Annotated in this window: 19 protein-coding genes and 1 pseudogene; 8 read left to right on the top strand and 12 right to left on the bottom strand. The window is 65.3% G+C overall.

The features are described 5' to 3' along the window. The first annotated feature begins 123 nt into the window (after positions 1 to 123). The 3 genes from FHX33_RS20070 to FHX33_RS20060 all read left to right on the top strand — a co-directional run bounded on the left by FHX33_RS20070 (position 124) and on the right by FHX33_RS20060 (position 5,732). The gene (locus FHX33_RS20070; protein ID WP_021763138.1) at positions 124 to 2,577 is read left to right on the top strand and encodes a heavy metal translocating P-type ATPase; all 2,454 of its coding nucleotides are present in this window, start codon (positions 124 to 126) and stop codon (positions 2,575 to 2,577) included. Continuing rightward, positions 2,574 to 4,238 (top strand): ABC1 kinase family protein, encoded by a 1,665-nt coding sequence (locus FHX33_RS20065; RefSeq protein ID WP_246397621.1) that lies wholly within the window; start codon positions 2,574 to 2,576, stop codon positions 4,236 to 4,238. Before FHX33_RS20070 ends, FHX33_RS20065 begins: the two co-directional genes overlap by 4 nt. A 96-nt stretch (positions 4,239 to 4,334) precedes the next feature. Further along, positions 4,335 to 5,732, top strand: coding sequence for a YibE/F family protein (locus FHX33_RS20060; RefSeq protein WP_021763140.1), 1,398 nt, complete (start codon positions 4,335 to 4,337; stop codon positions 5,730 to 5,732). Here the strand turns inward: FHX33_RS20060 and FHX33_RS20055 are convergent. Both FHX33_RS20055 and FHX33_RS20050 read right to left on the bottom strand, forming a co-directional pair. Further along, a complete protein-coding gene (locus tag FHX33_RS20055) occupies positions 5,637 to 7,274 on the bottom strand; it encodes an ABC transporter permease (protein WP_021763141.1) in 1,638 nt (545 codons plus the stop codon). The genes FHX33_RS20060 and FHX33_RS20055 overlap by 96 nt on opposite strands. Next, positions 7,271 to 7,942, bottom strand: coding sequence for an ATP-binding cassette domain-containing protein (locus FHX33_RS20050; RefSeq protein ID WP_081703969.1), 672 nt, complete (start codon positions 7,940 to 7,942; stop codon positions 7,271 to 7,273). Before FHX33_RS20050 ends, FHX33_RS20055 begins: the two co-directional genes overlap by 4 nt. A gap of 484 nt (positions 7,943 to 8,426) precedes the next feature. Between FHX33_RS20050 and FHX33_RS20045 the strand changes: the two genes are divergently transcribed. Then, positions 8,427 to 8,729: a hypothetical protein gene (locus FHX33_RS20045; protein ID WP_155829029.1), complete on the top strand. Its 303-nt coding sequence runs from the start codon at positions 8,427 to 8,429 to the stop codon at positions 8,727 to 8,729. A 61-nt stretch (positions 8,730 to 8,790) separates the two neighbouring features. On the opposite strand, the gene FHX33_RS20040 is transcribed toward FHX33_RS20045, so the two are convergent. Continuing rightward, positions 8,791 to 10,143, bottom strand: a complete 1,353-nt coding sequence (locus tag FHX33_RS20040) for a ParB N-terminal domain-containing protein (RefSeq protein ID WP_183428905.1) — start codon at positions 10,141 to 10,143, stop codon at positions 8,791 to 8,793. Between the two features lie 118 nt (positions 10,144 to 10,261). Further along, a pseudogene (locus FHX33_RS20035) lies at positions 10,262 to 10,762 on the bottom strand (IS110 family transposase); the annotation flags it as partial. A 200-nt stretch (positions 10,763 to 10,962) separates the two neighbouring features. On the opposite strand from FHX33_RS20035, the gene FHX33_RS20030 reads away from it, so the two are divergent. The 3 genes from FHX33_RS20030 to FHX33_RS20020 all read left to right on the top strand — a co-directional run bounded on the left by FHX33_RS20030 (position 10,963) and on the right by FHX33_RS20020 (position 12,751). Continuing rightward, positions 10,963 to 11,304 carry a hypothetical protein gene (locus FHX33_RS20030; RefSeq protein WP_051337006.1) on the top strand — a complete coding sequence of 114 codons (342 nt, stop codon included), beginning with the start codon at positions 10,963 to 10,965 and terminating at the stop codon, positions 11,302 to 11,304. 185 nt (positions 11,305 to 11,489) lie between these two features. Beyond that, positions 11,490 to 11,861, top strand: a complete 372-nt coding sequence (locus FHX33_RS20025) for a TlpA family protein disulfide reductase (protein ID WP_168688435.1) — start codon at positions 11,490 to 11,492, stop codon at positions 11,859 to 11,861. Between the two features lie 5 nt (positions 11,862 to 11,866). After that, positions 11,867 to 12,751 (top strand): cytochrome c biogenesis CcdA family protein, encoded by an 885-nt coding sequence (locus tag FHX33_RS20020; protein ID WP_021763754.1) that lies wholly within the window; start codon positions 11,867 to 11,869, stop codon positions 12,749 to 12,751. Between the two features lie 725 nt (positions 12,752 to 13,476). Here FHX33_RS20020 and FHX33_RS20015 read toward each other — a convergent pair. The 3 genes from FHX33_RS20015 to merA all read right to left on the bottom strand — a co-directional run bounded on the left by FHX33_RS20015 (position 13,477) and on the right by merA (position 17,054). Next, positions 13,477 to 14,826, bottom strand: coding sequence for a dihydrolipoyl dehydrogenase family protein (locus tag FHX33_RS20015; protein WP_021763755.1), 1,350 nt, complete (start codon positions 14,824 to 14,826; stop codon positions 13,477 to 13,479). A 95-nt stretch (positions 14,827 to 14,921) separates the two neighbouring features. Beyond that, a complete protein-coding gene (merB, locus tag FHX33_RS20010) occupies positions 14,922 to 15,569 on the bottom strand; it encodes an organomercurial lyase MerB (protein ID WP_021763756.1) in 648 nt (215 codons plus the stop codon). Positions 15,570 to 15,611: 42 nt separating this feature from the next. Then, a complete protein-coding gene (merA, locus tag FHX33_RS20005; RefSeq protein WP_021763757.1) occupies positions 15,612 to 17,054 on the bottom strand; it encodes a mercury(II) reductase in 1,443 nt (480 codons plus the stop codon). 345 nt (positions 17,055 to 17,399) lie between these two features. Between merA and FHX33_RS20000 the strand changes: the two genes are divergently transcribed. Further along, positions 17,400 to 17,789: a heavy metal-responsive transcriptional regulator gene (locus FHX33_RS20000; RefSeq protein ID WP_039922792.1), complete on the top strand. Its 390-nt coding sequence runs from the start codon at positions 17,400 to 17,402 to the stop codon at positions 17,787 to 17,789. A gap of 328 nt (positions 17,790 to 18,117) precedes the next feature. Here the strand turns inward: FHX33_RS20000 and FHX33_RS19995 are convergent, their stop codons facing one another. From FHX33_RS19995 to FHX33_RS19975, 5 genes are all read right to left on the bottom strand, one after another. Then, positions 18,118 to 18,429 (bottom strand): hypothetical protein, encoded by a 312-nt coding sequence (locus FHX33_RS19995; protein WP_155829054.1) that lies wholly within the window; start codon positions 18,427 to 18,429, stop codon positions 18,118 to 18,120. 122 nt (positions 18,430 to 18,551) lie between these two features. Continuing rightward, positions 18,552 to 19,622, bottom strand: a complete 1,071-nt coding sequence (locus tag FHX33_RS19990; protein ID WP_168688437.1) for an IS110 family RNA-guided transposase — start codon at positions 19,620 to 19,622, stop codon at positions 18,552 to 18,554. Positions 19,623 to 20,110: 488 nt separating this feature from the next. Further along, complete coding sequence (locus tag FHX33_RS19985) at positions 20,111 to 20,392, bottom strand: hypothetical protein (RefSeq protein WP_021762910.1); 282 nt, start codon at positions 20,390 to 20,392, stop codon at positions 20,111 to 20,113. 203 nt (positions 20,393 to 20,595) lie between these two features. After that, positions 20,596 to 20,886 carry a hypothetical protein gene (locus tag FHX33_RS19980; RefSeq protein WP_021762911.1) on the bottom strand — a complete coding sequence of 97 codons (291 nt, stop codon included), beginning with the start codon at positions 20,884 to 20,886 and terminating at the stop codon, positions 20,596 to 20,598. A gap of 35 nt (positions 20,887 to 20,921) precedes the next feature. After that, positions 20,922 to 21,191, bottom strand: a complete 270-nt coding sequence (locus FHX33_RS19975) for a hypothetical protein (protein ID WP_021762912.1) — start codon at positions 21,189 to 21,191, stop codon at positions 20,922 to 20,924. Positions 21,192 to 21,267: the final 76 nt, after the last annotated feature.

The following is a 21,267-nucleotide window of genomic DNA, read 5'->3' as shown; positions in this document are numbered from 1 at the left end:
TAGGACTGATGGCCCACTGTGTTGTCCCTCGGTTGGTGACCATAGGCGGTGGCGAGTGTTGTTTCGGCCAAAGCGGCCCGAAGTGACCTGGAGCGAATGCCCCGGCGGCCAGAAGGAGATGTGATGACCGATCGCATACAGACAGTGGTTCTGGAGGTCTCTGGCGTGCAGTGGGCGTCCGAGAAGTCGATTACCGAGTCCGTACTGTCACGTCGGCCAGGCGTAAAGGCGGTCGAGGCTAACCCCGTCGCTCAGACTGCGACGGTCACTTACGATCCGGCCCAGACTTCTGTAAGTCTGTTGCGGCAGTGGATCGTCGACTGCGGGTACCACTGCGCGGGTCAATCGGTCCCTGATCATATCTGCGATCCCGCTGTCGAGCCGGTCGGCGGCGATCATCAGCATCCCTCGGTCAGTGCGGCCAGCACCCTGGCCGAGCAGCCGCCGAATGGCACTACGTCCGAGCTGTATGACAGTAAACAGCGGGAAGCGCCGAGCGAGCACAGCGCCCAGGAAATGATGGGGCACGGTGGCCATCACGCGGGCATGTCGATGAACGCCATGGTTCGTGACATGCGGAACCGCTTCCTGGTCGCGTTGATCCTGTCTATTCCGATCACCCTGTGGTCGCCGATCGGGCGAAAGGTGCTTGGCTTCGAGGTCCCTGCGCCGTTTGGTTTACGCGACGATGTGTTCGCCCTGATTCTTTCGCTGCCGGTCATCTTCTATTCGGCGTGGATTTTCTTCGATGGCGCTTACCGGGCGCTTCGGGCGCGGACACTGGACATGATGGTGCTGGTCGCCGTTGGGGTGGGAACCGGCTGGCTTTACAGCCTGGTTGTCACGCTCAGTGGCGGCGGGGAGGTCTTCTTCGAGGCCGCGACAGTGCTTGCCACCTTCGTCCTTCTGGGACATTGGGTTGAAATGCGTGCGCGCGGTGGCGCGAACGATGCAATCCGGCGGCTTCTCGAACTGGCTCCCGCTCGCGCCGTCGTCATTCGCGATGGTGCCGAGGTCGAGGTGCCGACGGCCGAGGTCGTCCCTGGGGACCTGCTTCTGGTGCGCCCAGGTGCGAAGGTTCCCACCGATGGGCAGGTCGAGGACGGCGCCTCCGAAGTGGATGAATCCATGGTGACCGGCGAGTCCATGCCGGTCGAGAAATCTCCCGGTTCGGAGGTGATCGGCGCCACAGTCAACACTGTGGGCACCTTGCGCGTCCGCGCCACGCGAGTCGGCGCCGACACAGCCCTCGCGCAGATCGTCAAACTCGTTCAAGAGGCTCAGAACTCCAAAGCTCCCGGACAGCGCCTGGCAGACCGGGCCGCATTCTGGCTTGTTCTGGTCGCACTCGTCGGCGGGACGCTCACCTTCTTGGTGTGGTGGCTGGCCAGCGCCGATGTTCCCACGGCAATCTTGTTCGCCATCACCGTTGTCGTGATCACCTGCCCGGACGCCCTCGGACTGGCGACCCCGACTGCGATCATGGTGGGGACCGGGCTCGGAGCCAAACGGGGCGTGTTGTTCAAGAATGCTGCCGGAATCGAAACAGCCGCCCGCATCGATACCGTCGTGCTCGATAAGACCGGCACCCTCACGCGTGGAGAGCCGGAGGTCACCGACTACATTCCAAACGGGATGGACGACTTGGAGTTGCTCTCGTTTGTCGCGGCACTGGAGCGCGAGTCGGAGCACCCGTTGGCGAAGGCGATCGTGGCTTACGCCGACATGCGCGGTGCCCCCCATCGAGGCGCCAGCGGGTTCCGCAACATCACCGGCCAAGGCGCCGTCGCCACCGTCGACGGGCGAGGGGTTGTGGTGGGCAACTCCCGTCTGCTGAGCGCGCAGGGTATCGATCTGAGCTCGGTGGCGTCGGTGCAGGCCGAACTCGCCGGCGGAGGACGAACAGCTATCCTCGTGGCGGTCGATGGCCGCGCTGCCGGTGTAATCGCGCTGGCCGACGCGCCGCGCGACACAGCAAAAGCCGCGATCGATGCCCTGCATGAGCAGGGTGTCTCCGTCGCGATGCTCACCGGTGACAACAGGCCCACGGCCGAACGAATCGCTGCACTGCTGGGGATCGACGCCGTGATTGCCGACGTGCTGCCGCAAGACAAGTCCGCCAAGATCGCCGATTTGCAGGCCGACGGACGCAAGGTCGCCATGGTCGGTGACGGTGTGAATGATGCGCCCGCGCTCGCGCAGGCCGACCTTGGAATCGCAATCGGTGCGGGAACTGACGTCGCCATCGAAACCGCTGACGTGGTCCTGATGAGGTCGGATCCGCTGGACGTCGCGATCGCCCTGAAAATCGGCAAGGGCACCTTGCGGAAGATGAGACAGAACCTGGGATGGGCGATCGGCTACAACTCGATCGCTTTGCCAATCGCTGCGGGCGTCTTCTACCCTGCCTTCGGGATCATGCTCACGCCAGAGATCGCGGCGATCAGCATGTCAGGCTCCTCCGTGATCGTCGCCGTCAATGCGCTGCTTTTGAAACGCCTCCGCCTGCCTGCGCCCATCGAGCCGACACCACGGGTCGCTGCCGAGGCCGCCCTCCTCCCCGACGACGTGGCTTGACAGCCGGGCTGCTGATGACCCCGAGTCGGAACCGCTATCGGTTGATCGCGTCAGTCTTGGAACGCCATGGCTTGGGTCTTCTCGTCGGTGCGCTTGGACTGCAGTCCTGGGTTCCCTTCAACCGCGGGATCCTGGGGCATGAGCGTCGCGACGACCCCTACACCAACCCGGAGCACCTGCGACTGGCGTTAGAAGATCTCGGCCCGACATTCATCAAGCTGGGTCAGCTGCTGTCAACTCGTACCGACTTATTGCCGTCCGCCTATACGCAAGAGTTGGTAAAGCTGCAGGACGCCGCGCCCCCCGTGCGCTGGGAAGAGATCGGGGCCGTGATCCAGGAGGAACTCGGGGCTCCCGCGGAGGAGTTGTTCGAGACGTTCGACACCGAACCACTGGCGGCCGCGTCGATTGGTCAAGCCCATGCCGCCACTCTTCACGGCGGGACACAAGTTGTTGTGAAGGTCCGCCGGCCCGGCGCGGTCGCCCAGATAGCCGAGGATCTCGAGATTCTTCAGAATCTCGCCCACCGGTTGGATCGGCGATGGGAAGGCGCCCAACAATACAATATCCCTGGCCTGGTGGAGGAGTTCTCTCGTACCCTTCGGGCTGAGTTGGACTACCTTCAAGAGGGCCGTAACGCTGAACGTTTCGCAGCGAATTTCGAGGGCTCATCCGACGTTCAGATTCCGCGAATTTTTTGGGAGACGACGACCTCGCGGGTGCTCACACTTGAGCGAATGCGGGGGATACGGATTGACGATGTCGAAGCGCTTGACGCCGACCATATCGATCGGCACCAGCTGGCCCGGCGAGGCTCGGATAACATCCTGCGGATGGTGTTCGAGCATCAGTTCTTCCATGCCGACCCGCACCCGGGAAACATGTTCGTGCAGCCCGACGGGTCCATCGCGCTGATCGATTTCGGGATGGTGGGCTCCTTGGGTGCCCGCGTTGCAGACCAGCTCGCCAGAGTGCTCCGCAGCTTCGCCGAGGGAGATTCTGATGAGATGACCGACGCGGTGATCGACCTCTCGGTCACGAAGTCATTTCTTGACCGGCAAGGACTTCGTGATTCATTAGCACTGCTAATAGCCGGATTCCGCGGGCACACCCTTGCCGAGGCGAATCTCACGCATTTCCTGACCCGGCTGCTCGGACTCCTGCGCGAGCATCATTTACAGCTTCCGCAAGAGACGGCTCTGCTGTTCAAAGTGCTCATGATCGCCCAGGGCGTCGCAACGAGGCTTGATCCGCAATTCGACATGATTCAAGCCATCAACCCGTTTGTCGAGCGATTCGCTCGACGCCAGTTCTCCCTGTCTGTTCTTGGGCGGCGATTGGCTGAGAGCTCATCGGACGTGGGGGCAGTACTGCTCGAACTTCCAGCCACACTGAGAAATCTTCGTCGCGTTCTTGACGCCGGCGGTTTCGAGGTGCACCTGAGAGCCAGGGAGCTCGAGCCACTGGTCAGGCGCTCCGAGCGAATCGGCAATCGACTTGTGGCGGGGCTGATTGCGGCCGCGCTGATCAATGGGATCAGCGGCTTGGCCAGCGGGCCGGCCGAATGGAGGCAGCGACGAGCCGCCATGATCGGCACGGGTGCAGGCCTGCTGAGCGCATTGGCGGGCTACTTGCTGTGGACCGCGCGACGTGGGCGCTGACTTGAGGTCGCGAACGTAGCGGTTTTCCCACGCACATGTCGGTTCGCAGATAGCCGTATTACAGTGGCACGGTCACCCACCTTGATCGGAGATTCGATGGCGCACGCCCACGCGCATTCTCATGGCGGCTCCCTCCGTTCCGGGGCCGGCGGCGGGACGCTTCGCGTTGTCGTTGCCGCCGTTCTGATAGCGGCGGCACTGGGCACGCTTGCGGGTCTGGCCCTTCTTTGGCCTGATCACGGGAAGGTGGTCGCTGCTTCTTCGGGTATCGAGTTCGCCGCGAAGGGGACGACGTTCCCGAGGGGGGAAATCGTCGCGATGGCGAAATCCTGTCCTGGCTACATCTCCTCGGAGAAGGCGCTCTCTGGCCCGGGCGACACGCGCGCGTGCCAGCTGGCCAAGGTTCGTTTGCTGGACGGTTCGTCCAAAGGGCAGGCAGTCACGCTCCCGCTGATCTGGCCGTTCTCAAGCGCCGGCCTGAAGGTGGGCGACACACTCGAACTTGTCGTCCCGCCGAAGGCCGCCCACCCTGCGGCGTCCGGACTGGACGCCCAAACTCTGGCGACCGAGGCGCAGGGAATCACAGTCAACGGTGTTGTGAAGGACCAATCACTGTCGACCTGGGTGATCGTGTTCGCCGTCATCGTCATCGCAGTCGGTCTTCTGCGCGGTCTGATGGCACTGGTCGCCTTGGGATTCAGCGGATTCATGCTGATGGAGTTCGTGCTCCCCGCCCTCGTATCGGGCCAGCCGGGACTAGCCGTCGCAGTGGTCGGCGGATCCGCGATCATGTTCGTCGTCCTGTATCTCGCTCATGGCCCGTCGATGCGGACGAGTGTCGCTCTTCTGGGCACGCTCTTCGGTATCGGGATAACGGCGGGGATCGCGCAGCTCGCGGTCAGTACAACGCATCTGACCGGGGTCACCGGCGATGTTGGCGGAATGCTTGCGGGGGTGACGCAGATCGACTTCCGGGGAGTTCTCAACTGCGCCATCGTCATCGCGGGCCTCGGGGTCCTGAATGACGTGACTGTTACCCAAGCATCAGCAGTGTGGGAGCTGCGGGCCGCGTCACCGGTCCTGACGCGCAGGCAGCTGTTCACCCGCGCCATGAGGATCGGTCGTGACCACATCGCCTCGACGATCTACACCATCGCCTTCGCTTATGCCGGCGCTGCGATGGTCACCCTCATGATCATCTACCTCTACAACCGCCCCGCAGTCAGTCTCCTATCTCAGGAGGATCTCGCCGCCGAGGTCGTTCGTACGCTGTGCAGCGGAATCGGGCTTGTCCTCGCAGTCCCGGTCACGACTGGGATCGCCGCCCTCCTCGTGCCCCAGGAGCTGACGCACCTCGAAGAGAACCGTTTCCTGAACGCGATGAAGCTGCGGTGGTACTCATTCATCCCGCGCCCGGCGCTGCAGCCGGCCAGTCGGCCCGACTCCATCAGGAACCCCGGAACCGGGCAGCAGGACCGGGTCGACGCGCTCTGAGGCATGAGGCGCGTTCCTGGCGCGGACGTGCCTCGGCTGGGCTCCACCGTGGCGCTCGACGCGAGTGCGGGCGGTGAAGATCAAACTGACCACGACGGTTAGGCCCAACATCCAGGCCAGACCGATGAGTAGTCCTCTTGTCTCGTCGAAGGTTTTCGTGAGACCCGCGTCGAGCAGGACCCGGTAGGGCCCATACCCGGGCAGGAGGACCGCGGCTGCGGGCGGTTCCAGCCTCAGCATCGGGCTCTGAGTGATACCCAAATCGAGGAACGGCACGACGAACGCTATGAGCACCCCGCTGACGCGATCGAGGAGGAACCCTAGGCACATCCCGAAAATCGCGTAGACCATCCCCAAGAGGACCATGCCCGCAATGAACACGCCCCACTGTTTGGCTGGGAACAGCAACGCGGTGACCGCCAGGGAAGCGGCCGTAGTGACCAGCACCGCCACGGCCACTTCACCGAAGCGGCTCGCCAGGAGCGCGGAGCGGTGTTGGCCTGCCAGGACGAGCCTGCGGTCGCCGGCACGAGCGTTCAGTGCAATGAACAAGCCGGCGACGGTGGAGAGCGACGCGACGGCGATGGGTGCCATGGTCCCGGCATGCGTGTCGGGTAGCCAGAACCGCGCGTCGACCACCTTGCCGTTCTCGATCACGCGCATCACCGAGTACTGCTCCTTCGTGATCAGCTTCGACATCCAAATGAAGATGATCGGGACAGTGATCAGCAGGATCCACAGCGCTGGGTTTCGACGGTACTGCCTGAGGCCCATGCGAAAGGCCATGTTCGTTTGGCGTGCCCAGCCGGGCCTGCGCTGGGAATGCGGGCGACGCCCCGCCCGCATCGCCCCCGCGAGTAGCAGCGCACTGACGAGCAGAGACGCGGCAACCCACACCCACGCGAGACCGAGGTCCCCGAGCAGTCCGCTGTGCCCGGAGGGGAGATCGACCATCCAGAGGGTGATGAAATGGGTCGGCATCCACCGGGTGAGCTCGACCCGGCTAGGTGAGGTCAGTGCTGGGCCGAAGAAGACATCGAGGATCCAGATCAGCAGGATAATGACGGTGCCGTTGACGGGGTCGCGGACGAGCGCGCCGACCGCTGCCCCGATTCCCACATACACGGTCGCGAACATCAAGGTTCCCGCGATTGCTCGAAGCGGATCGTCCACGTTGCTGCGCAGAAACAACGTGGACAGCGCCGCCGCTGAGACGAACACAGCGATCACCAGCCCGGTCGACACTCGCGCTGCGACTAGCACAGGGACGCGGACACCGCCGAGGGCCAGTCGCCGATCAGCCGAATGCGCCTGACGAGTCTGGAAGTACATCGCTAAGGCGGCGAGGAATGCGGCTGCCCATCCGGCGGTGGCGGTCTCCACGGCCAGACCCCTTCCGCCAAGCAGCTCGGCCGCGTCGGCCATCGGCTTGGCGGCAACCAGGACGAACACGACTGGAACCAATATCAGCACCAGCAGGTTGACCGGGTTGCGACCGTACTCGAGGAGGAACCGGCGCGCGAGCACAAAGTATGCCGTCACTTCGGGCTCGCTTTCCCGCCCTGGAGTTCAACGATGCGGTCGAACCGCTGCTCGTCGGCGATGAAATGGCTGATCACCAGTACCGCTCGGCCGGATTCCCTTCGTCGTGCCATCATCTCCCAAAACCGCACATAGGTGTCCCAGTCGAATCCGGCGTAGGGCTCGTCCAACATCAGGACGTCAGGGTCGGCGAGCAACGCAAGCGCGAGATTGAGTTTGGCAAGCGTTCCGCCGGAGAGTCGATCCGCCCGGGTGCCCGCGTACCGGGCGAAGTCGAGCTCTTCATAGAGCTGGGCTTGCGCTTGCAGCCGAGCGTTCCGGGTGAGCTTGTACGCCACACCGAACAGCTCGAAATGCTCGTCGCAGGTCAAACGCTCGAACACTACCGGGCGTTGGGGGCAGTAGCCGATCGAGCCGTGGAGATCGACTTCGCCGGCGTCGGCGGAGAGGAGTCCCACCAGTATCTGCATGAGTGTCGACTTGCCCGAACCGTTCTCACCGACTAAACCCATCACCTCCCCCGAGTTCACGCTGAGTGAGGCGCCGGTCAGCACCGGGTTGTTCCTTCGGAAGGGCCAGACACCTTGGCGATAAGTCTTGATGACGTCCCGGGCTTCGAGCACCGCCGTTCTTGACGTCCCGTTGCGTGGTGTCAGCGCCGTAGCCATCGCCAAACCTTTCTGATCCTCACGCGTGCAGCGAGCCGCTTCGACGCTCACACCGCGGATTCAGCGATTCTCAGCCAACGCCCCTCGCTTGCAGGCGAGAAGGGTCCTTTGGCCTGTTGTCTGTTTTGCTTTGAGGAAAGCCGCTAGGCCGCCGGCCCGTCCGGAAATCGTCGGGCCAGCCGACCTCGTCGCAGATAAGGAGGTCGGGGGCATCAGCGGTCGGCAGGCGGCTCATGCGGGCGTCCCGGCTCACTCAACGCTAGGTTGAGCCGCCTTCGGCGGCGCTGTTCTTGCCGTTTTGTTTGTCTTTCCGCCGGCCGATCGCAGCTCGTTCCCGGTTCTTCGTGCCGGGCTTTCGCGGCATATCCTCGCTCCGCTGCGCTCCGTTCCGGTATTCCACGGTCCCGGCACTGCGCCCCTCTCGCTCGCTCTCGATCTCTCCGCCGGAAGGCAAACAAAAACGATCGACAGGGGAGTGATCAGGATGCGGGTATTCGTCATCGATGCGAGCAAAATGGGTCCGGAACTGCAGGGCGGCCTCATCGGAGTGGTCGGCTCGTCGACGCCCAGTGCGGAAGAGAAGAAGGAATGCGTGGAGGTCGTGACCCGCTACGTCGTGGACGGGTGGGCGATAGCAGCTGACCCGGCAACCCCGATCGGGCGGCTTGCTGCCTTAACCGCTGAGACAGCGTGCGTCGCGTTCGTGGCGTTCAGCCGTGTGGCGCAGCGAGGAGGCCCGGTCATCGAGCCAGCTGTGATCAAGCCCTCGATCGGTGGCGTCTCCTGAGGGCCTTATGCGGAAGCGGGTCCCGACTCACGGGACCCGCTTCCCTCTGTGGTCAGGTGATCTAGGCCTGGGTCGCGCGTTCGACCGCGGCTTCTTCCGTGACGATCTGCTCGACCTCGCTCAGGCCGTAACCCCACGCCTCCAGCTGGGCGAAGTAGGCGGCATCGGTGGGGGACGGGTAACGCCAGGTCTGCTTGCTGGTCACGCTCTCGCACGCGCCCAGGACGACGGCGAGGGCGACGTGCTGCGCCTTGGCGGGGGTTTGCGCAATGAGCGCAGCGAGTTTGTCGGTTTCGAAGTACCCGGACGGCTCCAGTCCCAACAGCCGGTGAGCGAGCTCGTTGCCTTCTCGCGTGGCCGTGCTGATCGCCTGCCGGTGCGCGGTGAGGGCTTTGGCGATCACGAGGGTCGTGTCCTTCGGAAGAGTCTTCCGGGAGAGCAACTCGGTCAGCCATTCGCGGCGGACGATCTCGGCAGAGGCCCAGGCCTTGTTGTTGGCGATCAGAGTTCGCCGTTCGGCCTTCTCTTCCTCCGTCATCGGCCCCGACTTGGACTGGCTGCCTCCGTATGTGTGGAAACCTGCCATCTTGGCGTCCCGGATGAAGTAGATGACGTTCGCGTCGTTGTCCGCGTAGACGCGAACATGCGCGGCGCGGCCGTCGATGTTCTCGATGTTCTCGACGGTGACACGCTGGTCGTCGGCTGTGAGGAGTTCGCTGATGCGTGTGTACTCCGTCTCGTGGTAGCCAGGGTCGCTGTCGAGGATCGTGTACCCGCGCCCGACCAGGTCGGCTTCGGTGTCGGCCTTTGTCCTGGCTCGGGCCTTGTCGTCGCGTGCCCGCTGGGCCGCGTGCGCGAACTGGGCCGGGTCCGTGGTCGCGGCCTTGATCAAGTCACCGCGGACCTCGTCATCACCGTCGAACTCGATCAGCACGGCCGCCTGATCCAGGGTGAGCTGGTGCTCCTGAATCGCGGACGCCGCCACCGCGTTCTCGGCCACCGCCAGCGCGGTCTTGACCTCCCTCAGCTTGGTCCCGGTACGGCGGGCGATCGCGGTCACCGAAAGTCCTTCGAATGCGAGTTGCTGGAACGCGGCGGCACGGTCGCCGTCGGTGAGGGCTTCGCGCTGGTCGTTCTCGACCATCTGCTGCACGATGCGCTCGGTCGTCACCTCGTCCGCTTCCACCAGGTAGACGGGGATGGTGGTGAGTGCGGCTTCGCGGGCGGCGAAGACTCGTCGCTGTCCGGCCCGGACGATCACCTGGCCGTCGTCGTTGCGGTGTCCGAGGACCGGGGTGAGGACTCCGTTCTCGCGGATGCTTTGCACGAAAGCCGGGGTGATCGGGGCGGAGGGGCGCACATTGTCCTCGATGGTGAGGGTGTTGGGGTTGAGGTGTTCGATGGTGCCCGCCACGGTGGTGGTGTCGCTCATGGTTCTGTGATCCCTTCAACTGTTCTTGTTCGCCTGTCTGGCAAGGGGATCGAGGGTGAGCGGAACGGAGTGTAGTGCTGGGTCGACGCTTCTATATCTGTCAAGTCGTCAGCACTGGCTGGTGGAGCGCGTTGAGTGATCGATAAACGCTTCGGGCGAGGTAGCGTTTCAGTGCCCGTCGGATCTCGCGTCGGCTGCGTCCTTCCTGGAGCCTGTTTTCGACGTAGGCGCGGGTTTCGGGGTCGTGGACCATGCGGACGAGCACGGCCGTGTGGAGCGCCCTGTTGAGACGTCGGTCGCCTCCGCGATTGAGACGATGCCTGGTGGTGTTGCCCGAGGATGCGGGGATGGGGCTGACGCCGGCGAGGGCAGCGAAGGCGGCCTCGGAGCGCACCCTGCCGGGGTGGGACCACGCGGTGAGCACGATTGCAGCGGTGACCGGCCCAACCCCGGTGATCTGAAGAAGCGGAGCGGCGGGGCTGGTCTGAATCAGTCCGGTCATGCGATTCAGGTTCGCTGCCAGCTGCTCGGTGAGTTCGTGAACGCGACGGGCGAGACGGACGGCCTCTTCCCGAGCGATCACCGCTTCCAAGGGTTCATCTGCTAAGGCCGGCCTCCCGCACTGTAGCCCGCACCTCGATGGATGTGAGGATGACCAGCGCAGAGCAGCAGCAGCTCGCGCCCGGTGGGTTGACATTCCCCTATAGGGAAACGTGAAAGATGAATACAGACCGGTCGGGTATGGCCGGGATTGTCTGACCGTGGATGGAGAGTGCGATGTCCGAGAATCGTGGAGGCGGGATGAGCGTGGCGTTGATCGCCATCGGCGCGGTGGGGCTGGCAGTTGCGTGTTGCGGCGGCCCGGCGCTGATCGCGGCGGGTGGACTCGCGTTGGTTGGTGGAGTGCTGGGCAGCTGGCCGGTCTTGGCTGTGGCGGCCCTGGTGATGGCCGCCGCCGTGGTGTACACGGTGCTTCGGGCGCGGCGTCGTTCGGCCGCCCGTTCAGCGGAAACCAACAGCGCAGGCCGCGAGGGTGCTGGTGAGCAGGTGTTGCCAGTGATGGTTGACGACTGCTGTGCTGTGCCGAGCCCTGCAGTGGTGCCGCCGAATAAGGAGCGGCGCCAGCGGGCGGCGCGCAAGTGAGGCGCGGTTCGGGATCCAGCCTGTTGCGAAGCCGTCGAGGTCGTGGTTTCGCCGTCGCCTTGGCAGGGATCGCGGTGGCGTTGCTGCTTACCGGGTGCGGAGCGCAGACGTCGCCGGGCGCGGCAACGGGCCCGTCGGGTGGCTCAGCTGCCGGGTCCTCGTTCCCGTCCACGACGGTGCGGACGGTGTCCGGGACGAATTTGACGGTGCCGAACAACAAGCCGGCTCTGTTTTACTTCTTCACCGCCTCGTGTTCGAGTTGCGTGACGGGCGCGAAGTCCGTCGGGGCGGGTGTGGCGAAGGCTGGCTCGGGGGTGCAGGCCGTCGCGGTCGATCTGGACCCCGGCGAGCCGGTGAACATAATCAACGGGTTCATGCAGGACGTCGGGAATCCGCCGTTGTCGGTGGTACGCGACGACGGGACCCTGCTGAAGCGGTTTAACGTGGACGCGCTCGGGTTGACGATGGTGCTGGATAAAGCCGGGCGGGTGGTCTACCGCGGGGTGGACCCCTCAGCGGCCCAGACGGCCCAGGCCATCGCGGCCGCGGGCTCATAGGAGGCGTGTTGGGTACCTTCGCTTTCGCCTTCGCGGCGGGCATGCTGTCGACGGTGAACCCGTGCGGATTCGCGATGCTGCCCGCGTTCCTCGCCTACTACATTGGCCGCGACGAACCCGGCGCGCAGCAGAGCCTCGTACGGCGTGCGCTGGTCGGGCTCGGAGCCGGGCTGCTGGTCAGCGCCGGATTCGCCGGAGTGCTGAGCGTGGCCGGGCTGCTGGTCGCACTTGGAATGCGCAGCCTGATCGGAGCGGTGCCGTGGGTAGCAGTGCTGGTCGGTGTGCTGCTTGTCGGGCTTGGCACCGCTTTGCTCGCCGGCCGGCACGTCGGGTTCACCATGAACTCCAGCCGGATCGCTCGGCAAGGACGCGGCCCGAGCGCGATGCTCGCCTTTGGTGCCGCGTACGGGGTGGCGTCCCTGTCCTGCACCCTCGCGGTGCTGCTTGCGGTGATCGGCCAGGCTCTGGCAGCTGGCAGCGCGGTCGGCCTGGTGGTGGTGTTCGCCGCGTACGCAGCCGGAGCGGCGATGGTGCTGGTGCTCTTGGCTCTGTCCTCGGCCCTGGCCAGCGGCCTGCTGGCGCGGATCCTGCACCGCACCGCAAGGTATGTGCCCCGGATCGCCGGGGCGGTGCTGCTGCTGTCCGGGATCTACCTCGTCGCCTATTGGGCACCTGCGTTGGTCGCCGGGGGCGCGAATGAGAGCCTGGCCACGACCGGCAGCCGCATTTCCTCCGCTATGACCGCTTTCCTCAGCAGCAACATAGGTCTGGTCACCGGCTCCGCCCTGGCCGCGGTCGCGGTCATCTTGATCAGCGCAATTCTCGTCCGCGCGCGGAACCGATCCCGGAACACAGTGACGGCCGACGATGACGAGCCGCGATCACGGTAATCGCAGCCGGGAAATTCGAGGCCGCCGTGGGACGGTGGCCGCGCTGGACGAGGGACCGAGGAGATCGATGCTATCGAACAACGACCGCCGGCAGGCGGCGCGCTGTCAAGCAAGGAGGACATCGCTATCATCGTGACCCACGGCGGCAACAGTCCGGTTGCCCCCCAGGTTCGCCTGGCCGAGCGGCTACTGACCGCATCATGCAAGAGCGCCGACAGTTCGACACCGACCCGGAATTCCGTCCACACCGCTCGGACGGTCCGAATTCGGCCCGCCTGGCGTGCGCGTAGCCGCGGGGCCCGGACGTCGCTCCAAGTGGCCGATCCGACAGTCTCAGCGGCGGCGCCACCGTGTGGCTAGATGGCTTCGCAGGGTGACCACGGCAGCGAGGCCGAAGACTTGGTGGGCGAGGAAACCGTGCAGGTGGGTGACCAGCGGTAGGCGCGATTCGGGGCGCTGAAGCCGGCCGTCGGTGTCACCATGTCGTCGGCGATCAGTTGCCCCCGGGTCGGACAGCGTCCTCCATCGGCCGGGGCCTGCTTGGCTGCACTTCGTTGAGCTTGGTGCTCACCGGCTCCGCAACTTTCGTGCCGACGTAGCCGCCGACTTACGCGGTGAGTACGTCTTCGATCGCTCCTGGGATCTTCACGCTGATCTTTTCACGGCTCTTGAGGGAACGAAACCAGCTCGGGCAGCTCTTCAGACCGCCCCTCCCGCGCACGAGCTCAGGCCTTGATGTGGTCGAGGGCGGCGAGGTAGGCCTCGTTGTAGGTGGGGTATTGGGCGACCTGGTCGCGGAGGGTGTCTAGCGGTATCCGTGCCCGGATGGCGAGCGAGGCGTGGTGGATCCACTCCCCGGCCAAGGGTGCGACGGCCCAGGCGCCGACCAGCACCTTCGCCTCGGTATCGACCAGGAGCCCGAGGTTGCCGACGGGGTCCTTCTCGTAAGTCCAGGGCCGGGTGATTGCGTCGGCGAGGTCGAGCTCGGTGGCTGTGGTGTGCAAACCGGCGTGATCGGACTGCTGCTGGGTGAGCCCCACCGCGGCGATCTCCGGCTCCCCGAACACGACGCGAGGGATGCCGTCGTAGAACGCTTTCCGCGTCCCGCCGAGGATCGCCTCGGCGGCGATGCGGCCCTGGTACTTCGCCACATGGGTGAACGGCATGACCCCGGTCACATCGCCGATCGCCCAGATGTTCTCGGCCGCCCGGCACTGGTCGTCCACCAGCACCTGACCGTGCTCACCGAGCGAGACGCCGACGTCCTCGAAGCCGAGGCCGCCGCTGCGGGGGCTGCGGCCGGTGGCGAAGATCACGACGTCTCCGGTGGCCGTGCTGCCGTCCTCGAGCTCGATCACGCTCGCGCCGCCATCGCGGCGCCCTCTTCGGACCACCGCGTTCAGCCGCACGTCGACCCCGGCGCTCTGAAGGTAGTGCTTGGCAAGCTCCCCGACGCGCGGATCCTCGCGGTCGATCAGCCTGGGGCCACGCTGCAGCAGGGTGACGTTCACACCGAACCGGGAGAGGAACGTCGCCGTTTCCACCCCGACGGCGCTCCCGCCGACGATTACGGCACTGCCGGGCAGTGACGTCGCGGTGTAGGTCTCCCGGTTCGTCCAGGCGGTGATGTCCTCCAGACCCTCCAGTGGCGGCACGACCGCATCGGAACCGGTGGCGATGATGATGTGCTCGGCCAGTATTTCCTGCTCGCCGGCCTGGATACGGCCAGGGCCGGTGATGCGGGCATCCTCTTTGATGACGAGGGCACCTCGCTTGCTGTAGCCCTCGACCTGGCCAGCGTCATTGAGGTTCCGGATCATGTAGTCGCGGTAGTCGCTAGTCTCCGACCAGTTCAACTCCGCACCGCTGACTCCGGCCGCTCGCTGGACCTCGGTCTGCGCCTCCGGCGGCCGCAGCACGGTCTTCGAGGGGACGCAGGCCCAGTAGGCGCATTCCCCGCCGATCAGCTCCCGCTCGATCACGGCAACCTTCTTGCCAGCCTTCATCAGCCGGCTCGCCGCGACCTCACCGCCGGGGCCCATCCCGAGCACCGCAACATCGACACGTTCACTCATTAGCTACTCCTTGTGTTGTCGTCATTGATCGTTTCGGGTGCCGTTGGGCGTCGGCTGGCTCTTGCTGATCGTCGGGTCGCTGAGCCGCCTGTGTTCTAGCAGCAGCTGTCGGCGCCTGACGGGCCGCTTCCCTCCTGGGCATTCTCGATCATGGTTCGAGCCATTTGGGTGCCGAGGGCGTAGGCGTCGGCCACGGGCATGACTTCTCCTCCTGGGTGTGTCTCGAGCCAGGTTTGCGCGTCCTCGGCGGACGTGAAGTAGTGCACCTGGTTGCAGAACGCCGATCGGATCGAGGTCATGTCCTCGGGATTGACGAGGGAAACCACGGCGGTCTCGGGCGAGACCGACTGAACCCCGTGGGGGCCGACGGTGACGGCGATCGGCTCGCCGGTTGCGGGGCTAACGGACTCGACCCGCGCTGACGCGTCCAGCAGGGTGGGGAAGATCAGGGTGTCCAGTGCGCACCAGGTGTAGAGCTGCTCACCGTTGACCTCGAAGCGGTGCGGGGTGGGACGCAGGGTGAGGCCCTGGCCGATGATGCGGCCGTACTCGTACTCGATGTCGGGAACCGCGGCCAGCGCCTGTTGCACGTCGGCTTCGCTGCGCCCGGTCACCGTCGCGAGGGTGCTGACCTCAACCGGGTCGCCTTGGGCAAGTAGTTTCATCAGCGGCAGCCAGAGAGAGGCTTCCTGCCCGGTCTCGCTCGACGTGAGGCGCTCTGCGAGCGTGTCGTTCTCGGTCATTGTGACCCGCTTTCGTTGTTGGTGTGATGAAGGAACAAGGGGTTACGCGGCGCAGCAGGAGAGCTTACTGACGTCGGTGCTGAAGGACTGCGCGGCGATCCTGATACCCTCGGCCATGGTCAGATAGGGGCTCCAGAGCTTGCCGACCTGGTCAACCGTCATGCCGGCTTCGAGGATGTAGACCCCGGCCGCGGCAAGGTCGGCCGCTTCTTTCCCGACAGCGGTGAGTCCGACTATGCGGCCGGTGTCTGCTTCGGCGACCATCTTGATGAAGCCGCGGGTGTCGCGATTCACGATCGCTCGGGGCACGTACTCCAGCGGCACCACCTGGCAGCGGCAGCGGACCCCGGAGTGGTTGGCTTGCTTGTCCGTCATCCCGACAGCGGCGACAGTAGGGCTGGAGAAGATGATGCGGGGCAGGTGCCCGTAGTCGATCTTGCGGCCGGCGTTGTTGAACGCGTTCTCGGCCACGAGTGCACCGTGCGCCGCGGCGACATAGACGTACTCCGGATGCCCGGTCACGTCGCCCGCTGCCCAGATCCGCGGGTTCGAGGTCGCGAGTTCATCGTCGACGACGACCTCGCCAAGATCCCCGGTCTGCACACCTACTGCCTCGAGGTTCAGTCCCTCGGTTACGGGCCGGCGACCGGTGGCGACGAGAAGCCGTGCCGCCCTAAACTCCTCGCGGCCGCCCGAGACGGTGGCCGTCGCGAGGATCTCGCCGGTCGTCGGGTCGGCGCTCACGGAGGTGAGCGCGGCGCGACGCACCACCCGGATACCCTCGTCGGCGAACACCGCCGCAAGTGCGCGGGCGACCTCCGGCTCCTCCGTGGAGGCCAGTCGCGACCGGACCAGCATGGTCACCTTCGATCCGAGGCGGGAGAAGAGTTGCGCCATCTCGATCGCCACCGGTCCGCCACCGAGGACCAGCAACGATTCCGGAACCTCCGACACTTCCATCGCCGTCGTCGAGGTCAGAAAGTCGACCTCCGCCAGCCCCTCGACCGTCGGTGCCCACGGCCGTGATCCGGTCGCGACCAGATATTGCTCAGCACGAACGGGAACCTGGCGGCCCTCGAAGTCCGTGACGGTCAGCGCCGGGTCGTCGGGGGATCCGGTGAAGGTGGCGTCGCCCTGCAGCAGCTCCCAGCCGTACTCGCCGATCAGATCGACGTATTTCTCCGAGCGCATCCCCTCCACCAGCACCCGCTTCCCCTCGATCAGCGCCGGCATATCCACCGGCTCCACGGACGCGTCGATCCCCGGGAACCGGGCGGCGTCCAACGCGACGTGGCGTGCCTCGGCGGCCGCGACTAGTGCCTTTGAGGGCACACAACCGGTGTTCACACAGGTACCGCCGACGGTCGACCGCTCGATCATCACGACTCGCTTGCCAAGGTTGGTCGCCCGAATCGCGGCGGCGAAGGCACCGCCTCCGGAGCCGATCACCGCCAGATCGAACTCGGCGGGTGCGCTGTTGGTCATGAGGACTCCTGAATACGAGGTGCAGATGCTTCGATTTCCCCCATCATGCGCCTTGCCCTATAAGGCAAGGTCAACCCCCCGTGCCGAGCACTTGCGAGAACTCCAGCAGCAGCTCGGGCGGCTCAAATGATGCCCACCTCGCTCCCGTCCCAGGCCACGCACCGTGTTCACGTCGAGGCCTCTCGGGTTGCGCAGCGCCGGGTCGTGACGATCGCGGTCCCCGTCGCAACATCGTGCGCCAAGGAAGTGACCGCCTGGCCGTTCCTCAACGTATTCGGCACGCGCGCACGACATCCCCCATTTTCCCCTATACTGGACGGTCAGGTGGGGCTCCGGGAGGGTCAGATGCGAATCGGTGAGGCCGCGGCAGCGGCGAGCATGACAACGAAGGCGCTGCGGTTCTACGAAGTCGAGGGACTGCTTCCGTATCCGGAGCGGGCCCCGAACGGCTATCGGGATTACGGAGAGGAAACCGTGGGCCGGCTGCAGTTCATCCGCCGAGGGCGGGCCGCCGGACTGAACCTGGCCCAGATCCGCGAGATCCTCCGCCTGCGGGACGCCGGCACGGCGCCCTGCCGCCACGTCGTGACGCTGCTCGGCAACGAACTCGAGCGCCTGGACGCTCAGATCGCCGAGCTCACCGCGCTGCGCGCCACGGTCGCCAGCTTCCACGAGGCCGCCAACGCCGGGGATCCAACCCGGTGTGACGCGGAACTAATCTGCAGCTACGTCTGAAGCCCGACACAAAGGACGCATCAGGCAGAAACGAAACCGCGCCCGAAGCTGATCGTGCCGACCACTTTTGGCCAGAACGAGGTCACACCAGCCGCCACCGCTCCCTTTTGACAAAACTTCGGTCCGGACGGTCGACGCACTTGGTACCGGCTCGCTGACGGTCATCTCACGCCAGCGCTCGACGAGCTACTGCGTGTCGTGCTCTACGTCGAATCTGGCTGCTGCGCCGAAGAGAACTGCACCTTCGCATGACGGCCATGAGTCCCGCACTTGCCGACGAGCGCCGGCACGTCCTCCAGCACCGAATCCGGGATCGTCGCTGCGACCATCATCTATAACTGGTCGAGGCCGTTGTCGCGATCGCCGCGGGCGCCGCCGCATCATCGGCGGCGCTGATCGGCTTCGGTCTCGACTCGACAATCGAAATTCTGTCTGCGGCGGCTGTCGCGTGGCGGTTCACACGTCGCGACTCCGAATGGTGGGAGAAGGGCACACTGCGGGTGATTGCGGCCTGCAGGGGGCAGTCGTTCGCGCTCACCGGTACCATCTCATGGACGATGCCGGCGCTGTCTATTGCTGCTCTGGTTTTGTCGCTTGTTGCGGACCCGGACTCGACATACAAGGTGACGTTCGCGGTCACGGCGCACTCCTCTCTCATATCAACTCATTTGCCGTTCGGCGCTCTTGCCGAAACAGCGCCGACGGTGAATGAGCAAGAGACCGTGAAATACCGGAGCGAGCGCAGCGACGCTTCTATATCTGTCAAGTCGTCAGCACTGGCTGGTGGAGCGCGTTGAGTGATCGATAAACGCTTCGGGCGAGGTAGCGTTTCAGTGCCCGTCGGATCTCGCGTCGGCTGCGTCCTTCCTGGAGCCTGTTTTCGACGTAGGCGCGGGTTTCGGGGTCGTGGACCATGCGGACGAGCACGGCCGTGTGGAGCGCCCTGTTGAGACGTCGGTCGCCTCCGCGATTGAGACGATGCCTGGTGGTGTTGCCCGAGGATGCGGGGATGGGGCTGACGCCGGCGAGGGCAGCGAAGGCGGCCTCGGAGCGCACCCTGCCGGGGTGGGACCACGCGGTGAGCACGATTGCAGCGGTGACCGGCCCAACCCCGGTGATCTGAAGAAGCGGAGCGGCGGGGCTGGTCTGAATCAGTCCGGTCATGCGATTCAGGTTCGCTGCCAGCTGCTCGGTGAGTTCGTGAACGCGACGGGCGAGACGGACGGCCTCTTCCCGAGCGATCACCGCTTCCAAGGGTTCATCCCGTTCCCGCCATCGGGTCACGGTGCTCACTTGCGCTGCGCTGAGAGGTTTGCGGGCATCGATTCCGAGGTCGTTCACGCGAAGCAGCGCAGTGAGCGCGTTGATGTTCATCGTGCGCTCGTGGCTCAGTTGGTCACGCGCGGCGACCAGCGTCCGCAGCGCAGCGCGGGCGCCTTGGCCCTCTCGCGGCGTCCGCAGCTGAGTCTCCTCGAGGCTGAGGGCGGTGGCGGCGATCGTGTGGGCATCCAACGGGTCGGACTTCCCGATTCCGCGGCGGACGCGGGCGTTCATCCGCGGCGCCTCGGCTACCTGATAGCCGGCATTGGTGACCGCGCGGGCCAGGCCGGCGCCATAGCTGCCGACGCCCTCGATCACCCATAACGTCTCGGCGTCACCGCCGGTTCCGCGGCCGGCCCATGCGATCGCTCGGGCGATGCCGGCCGTGCTGGTGGGGAACTGCTGACAACCCAGCTGCTGCCCGGTGCTGGTGTCGATGACGACGTAGGTGTGGGTGCGGGCGTGGCAGTCCACCCCGACGACATACGGGCGGGAGTGCGCAACGATAGTCACAGCGGCCGCCTCCTCTCTCTAGGGGTCCTTCGAACGGCCGCGACGCGGCCGGCGCTGATCCGGGAGGAAATCACTTCGGGGCAACACTGTGAGGGGCCACAACCCTGACGGGGTTGGACAAGCTTCTAATCAAGCCACCGACGTGGGCCGGGCCAACGCCAGCCGCCCCGCCCCGAACGGACAAGTCGACCCGAAGGCACTCTGTCGAGGCCACGTGGAATATGAGTCACGAACCGGGCGAGACGACCAACATCAACCCTGCCAGCCAGTCCCAGACCAGCCAGTCCAAGACTCACAGTGGAATACCGCAGGGAGCGCAGCGAGTGAGGATATGCCGCGAAAGCCCGGAACGCAGCCCGCGGGAGTGAACTACGATCGACGGCCAGGCAGACGGACAACCCAACAAACACGGCGCCGCTCGCGGCTCATTCACCTCTGCCCGTCACATGAGACGAGCCCGCGCCAGATTGGCGTGGGCTCGCGGGTTGTTATTGGCAGCTGTCGCAGCCCAGGTCGTCCATCGGGTCGATCGGGACCAGATACTCGAGGGTGTCGCCTTGATAGTGGGCGTCGCCGAGTTCGTCGTCGGTGGCGTGTTCTTGGATCCAGGTGTTGGCGGCGGCGGGTTCTCCGAGTGCTCGGAGGAGGCCGGCGAGGGCTTCGACTTCGATGCAGCTGAGCCGGGGTGCCAGGTCGGCTGTGAGGTCGTGTTTGCTGAACACGGCCGTGAAGTGGATGAGCTCGTTGCTGTCACTGATGAGGGTGCTCATGATCGTTTCCTCCCTGCTGGTTGGTGTGCCGTGAAGGCACGCAGTGCCGATCAGGGAGACCCGCCCGGAGTGCCACCCGGTAGGGCGACGCCAGTCGGCCCCGTCAGGGGCTTGCGCGCAGGGTGCGCGACCGAACGATCGCCGCAGGCTTCACGGCACACCAACCAACCAGGTGAGGTGACAAGGTGCATCGAACAGTGGGGTCAGCGTCGACGCTCGATCGTCCGCGGTGGTTTCGAGCGGACGGCGTCCTTCCACACCCACCCTTCGTGGGTCTGGCCATCGCGGGCGGTGAACCGAACGCGGACGGCGTGCTCGTTCCACGCCACCACCTCAACTTCCGGTCGCACAACCGCTTCGTGGAAGCGCACGTACGCAATCGCCGGCGCTGGCACGGTAGCAACGACGGCCGGGTCGTGGTCGAGATCGACCTCCTCTTCGGTCAGCCAGACGGGTCGGGGCCGGGTGACGATTTGCTCGATCACTCGGTCCATCCCGGATCCCGGGTAGCGGCTGTTCTGTCCCACCGTCAGGCGGGGTCGACGTCGACCAGCACCCAGCCGGTGCCGACGGACTGCAACTGCATCGAACGGACTTCGGAGGGGTCCTGGTCTGAGATGGCGACAATTGACCACCCGACGAGCCGCTCGGCGGGGTGGGTGAGCGCGTCGTGTACTGCGGAAGAGCGAACGGGTTCAGCTGCGATGACGCGGTAGCGGTGATCGCGCCAAACGAGCCGGTTCGGGGTCCCGGAATCGGTCCAGATGTGGACGATGTCAGCGGCGGGAGCAATGCTCATGACCAGTTCCTCCGATCGGGTAGCGGGTGTCGGTCTTACTGGCCACAATAGAACATATGTTCGAATGTTTGGGTGG

The organism is Leifsonia aquatica (assembly GCF_014190775.1).
GTDB classification, from domain to species: domain Bacteria; phylum Actinomycetota; class Actinomycetes; order Actinomycetales; family Microbacteriaceae; genus Leifsonia; species Leifsonia aquatica.
This window is presented reverse-complemented; position numbering and strand designations above follow the sequence as displayed.